General features: G+C 54.0%; 2 protein-coding genes and 1 pseudogene. All 3 read left to right on the plus strand.

Features of this window, described 5'->3' with window-relative positions:
* A pseudogene (locus ABYV26_RS21520) lies at positions 1–360 on the plus strand (bifunctional 5,10-methylene-tetrahydrofolate dehydrogenase/5,10-methylene-tetrahydrofolate cyclohydrolase); the annotation flags it as partial.
* A gap of 200 nt (positions 361–560) precedes the next feature.
* Complete coding sequence (locus ABYV26_RS21525; RefSeq protein WP_372683414.1) at positions 561–1,487, plus strand: M23 family metallopeptidase; 927 nt, start codon at positions 561–563, stop codon at positions 1,485–1,487.
* Positions 1,488–1,726: 239 nt separating this feature from the next.
* Entirely contained in the window at positions 1,727–4,258 is a 2,532-nt protein-coding gene (gene secA / locus ABYV26_RS21530; protein ID WP_372683415.1) for a preprotein translocase subunit SecA, read from the plus strand.
* Positions 4,259–4,549: the final 291 nt, after the last annotated feature.

Raw genomic sequence — 4,549 nt, forward strand, 5'->3', positions numbered from 1 at the left:
AAAGGCCCCGGGGCCAACGCCACGGTCACCATCGTCCACACGCGGACCAAAGATTTGGCCGCCCACTGCAAGCGCGCCGACATTCTGATCGTTGCCGCCGGCGTACCGGATCTGGTAAAGCCGGAATGGATCAAACCCGGCGCCTGTGTCATCGATGTGGGTGTCAACCGCGTGGGTGAGAAAATAAGCGAAAAGACCGGCAAGAAGATTGCGATCCTCAAGGGCGACGTGGACTTCGATGCCGCCAAGGAGATTGCCGGGTCCATCACCCCGGTTCCCGGAGGTGTGGGACCCATGACCATTACCATGCTTATGCTCAACACCCTGAAGTCGCTAAAATTCAAACTGGGTATCGAATAAGCGTCCAAAGAAGCACTTCCCTGTGATCAGGATAGATCTATTTGTCAATTAAAATGATGAGTTAAGAGCAACCACAGCTACCATGGTGTTGACATGAAGTCTGTATCATGGTAGCTTTTTTTTCACTTGAGTTAAGGCTTGCGGTAACTAATTGATATTTATATAATAATAGTTACATCTCCTTCTGGTCCCGAAAGGTAATGGCAAAAAAAATATCGCTTATTGTTCTGAGCAACTCGGGAACGACGGTCAAACAATTATCCATCCCCGTAGCCCTGCTGGTGACCATGGCGCTGGCTTTCATCCTTGGTGCCGGTTTCATCGGCATTTCCTTCCGTGACTACCAGACGCTTCGAAAATCCCTTGCAGCCAACCAAAATGCGGCCCAGACCATCGACGAGCAACGGGAAGAGATCGGACAACAGCGACTCCAGATTCAATCGTTCGCCCATGAAATCAATGCGCTCAAGGAAAAGCTGGTCGGTTTGGACCAGTTCGAGGAGAAGATTCGCGTGATAGCCAATCTGACGCCCAGCCAGACGGATGACAACCTTTTCGGTGTGGGGGGGGCCGCTCCCGAAGATTTGGACCCCCAACTCGAGCTGACCCGGCGTCACGAGGGGTTGATGCGGGAAATGCACCAGCAGGTGGATGAACTCAATGCGGCGTCACAACGCCAGCAGAGCAGCTTCGGTAGCCTGCTGGACAAACTGGAAGGACAACGTAACCTCTTGGCTTCGACACCAGCCATTCGACCCGCTGACGGCTGGATGACCTCCCGCTTCGGCCACCGGGTTTCCCCGTTTACCGGTAGAAAAGAGTTTCACAAAGGGGTCGATATCGCCAATCGAAAGGGGACTGCCATCCTGGCTACCGCAAACGGCATCGTTTCCTATGCGGGGAAAAAAGGACCCATGGGCAATGTGCTTGTCATTGATCATGGCCATGGCATGATCACCCGGTACGCCCATCTCAGCGAAGCACTGAAGAAACAGGGGGAAAAGGTCAAACGCGGCGACATCATTGCCCAGATGGGCAACAGCGGCCGCAGCACCGGACCCCATCTGCATTATGAAGTCCAGCTCAACGGCGTTCCCGTCAATCCCGCCACCTATATTCTCAATTGACAAGCAGATGGCACATCGACCGCCGCAGTGGTCTTAACGACCCACCATTCGGTTGACTCACGCTTTCCGCGGCCTGGCGATCGATCACGACAAGTCGGATCGCCCATTTGCGCTTGAGTGGTCCGGTAAAATGGTTTAGACTGCCGCCGCGTCGAAGCCGGGGAGAATCAACGAATGCTGTCGTTGTGGCATTCGGCCCCAAAGACACCATCCAGTCTAAGAAATTGGAGATTGAATAGATGATCGCTAAATGGTTGACTCAGGTATTCGGCAGTAAAAATGAACGTGAATTGAAAAAGCTTCAACCGCTCGTGGAGGCTATCAATGCCTTGGAACCGGACCTCAAGGCTATGAGCGAGGCGCAGCTTAAAGACCAGACCCCGCGGTTCAAAACGCGCCTTGACAACGGGGAACCGTTGGACGACTTGTTGCCAGAAGCCTTTGCCACGGTTAGGGAAGCCTCTGTACGCGCATTGGGCATGCGCCCCTACGACGTTCAGCTCATCGGCGGCATGGTTCTTCATGGCGGAAAAATTGCCGAGATGAAAACCGGTGAAGGTAAAACCCTTGTGGCCACGCTGCCCGCCTACCTCAATGCACTCACCGGACGCGGGGTGCATGTGGTTACCGTAAATGATTATCTGGCTCGGCGTGATACAGAGTGGATGGGCCAGATCTACACTTATCTGGGAATGTCTGTGGGAACGGTCATGCACGGACTCGACGACCGGCAGCGCAAGGAATCCTATGGCGCGGACATCACCTACGGGACCAACAATGAGTTTGGTTTCGATTATCTTCGTGACAACATGAAATTCGATGCGCAGTCGCTGGTCCAGCGGGACCTTCAGTTTGCCATCGTGGACGAAGTGGACAGTATCCTTGTTGATGAGGCCCGGACGCCGTTAATCATCTCCGGTCCTGCCGAGAAATCGACCCAGCTTTACTACCAGGTCAATGGGATCATCCCCAAATTCAAGGCGGAGATAGATTTCAAGATCGACGAGAAGGCTCGCAGTGCCGCACTCACCGAGGAAGGTGTGGCACACGCCGAGCAGCTGCTGGGTGTTGAAAACCTATACGACCCGTCCAATATCGAATTGCTCCACCACACCAACCAGGCCCTCAAAGCACACACGCTTTTCAAACGCGATGTGGACTATATCGTCAAAGAGGGCGAGGTGATCATCGTTGATGAATTCACCGGACGGCTCATGCCCGGTCGCCGATACAGCGAAGGGCTGCACCAGGCACTGGAGGCCAAGGAGAACGTCAAGATAGAAAACGAGAACCAGACCCTGGCCACCATCACCTTTCAGAATTATTTCCGCATGTACGACAAACTGTCGGGTATGACCGGTACGGCGGACACCGAGGCCGCGGAATTCAAGAAGATATACAACCTGGAGGTCTCGGTCATCCCCACCAACATGCCCATGATCCGCATTGATTTTCCGGATGTGATCTACAAGACCCGCAGGGAAAAATTCAACGCCGCGATCGAAGAGATCAAAGCTCTCCACCAGAAAGGCCAGCCGGTACTGGTGGGTACCGTGTCCATCGACATTTCCGAGCAGCTGGCCAAAAAACTGAAAAAACAGGGCATCCCGCACGAAGTGCTCAATGCCAAGAACCACGAGAAAGAGGCGGAGATCATCTCCATGGCCGGCCAGAAGGGAGCGGTGACGATCTCCACCAACATGGCCGGACGCGGCACCGACATCGTACTGGGTGAGGGCGTGACCGAACTGGGGGGACTCCATATCCTGGGTACGGAGCGCCACGAGAGCCGACGGATCGACAATCAGCTGCGCGGCCGCTCCGGACGCCAGGGGGATCCGGGCTCTTCACGTTTCTACCTGGCGTTGGAGGATGACCTGCTGCGGATATTCGGCGGTGAGCGCATTACCGGCATCATGGAGCGTCTGGGCATGGAAGAGGGCGAACCGATTGAGCACAACCTGATCAGCCGCGCCATCGAGAATGCCCAGTCCAAGGTTGAGGCGCACAACTTCGACATCCGCAAGCACCTGATCGAGTACGACGATGTCATGAACCAGCAGCGCGAAGTCATCTACAAACAGCGCCGTGACCTGCTGACCGGCGTTGACTTGAAATCCACTATCGACGATATCATGATGGAAAGCGCCGAAACGATTGCCGGAAAATTCGCCGATGAGCGAGCGCTGCCCGAAGATTGGCCGTGGGAGGCTATTTCGGATGCCGTATTCCAGCAGTTCAACTTCAGGCTGGCCAAACTGGATGAAGACACCATGGACGGCCTCAACGACGAAGGCCTGGCCCAGGTCATTTACGAACAGGCCGCCGGTGTCTATGAAAAAAAAGCCGCTATGCTGGGCAGTGAGGATGATTTTCGTCAATTGGAGCGGATGGTGATGCTTCAAACCGTGGACAATTTATGGAAAGATCATCTGCTGTCCATGGATCACCTCAAGGAAGGCATCGGGCTGCGCGGCTACGCACAGCAGAACCCACTGCTGGTGTACAAAAAAGAAGGCTTCGACATGTTCCAGGAGACCATCGACCGCATCAAGGCGGAAACCCTGGGCATTCTTTTCCGGATTCAGCTGGCTCAGCCGGACCACATCGATGCCCTGCAAAAGCCCAAAGCGCAGAACCTGACTTTTTCTGGCAGCGGTGATGCCCCGACCACCCAAAAACCAGTCAAACGACAATCCGAAAAAATCGGCCGAAACGACCCATGTCCATGCGGCAGTGGGAAGAAGTACAAAAAGTGCTGCGGAGGATAGCGTCCATTCAGAAACGGCATCTTGCGGCCCAGATCGGTGTTCTCGCCTTTTTGATATCCTCGACGTAGCGCTGCTACGCCTCCGGTTTCAAAAACGCTGCGGCCTTGATCTGAACCGCAATCTACCACTTTCGAACGCACGCTGATTAAAAATTAAAATCATAAAAAATTGATGACTTAAAAAAAATAGCAACGTTTCCAGGCTCTCGGCTAATTTTTTTAGGGTTTAATTCTGATGGTTCCGTAAAAAGTCACAAGCGGTGTCACTCCCGCGAAGGCGGGAGTCCATAAC

Source organism: Desulfosarcina sp. (assembly GCF_041551955.1).
Lineage (GTDB): Bacteria > Desulfobacterota > Desulfobacteria > Desulfobacterales > Desulfosarcinaceae > Desulfosarcina.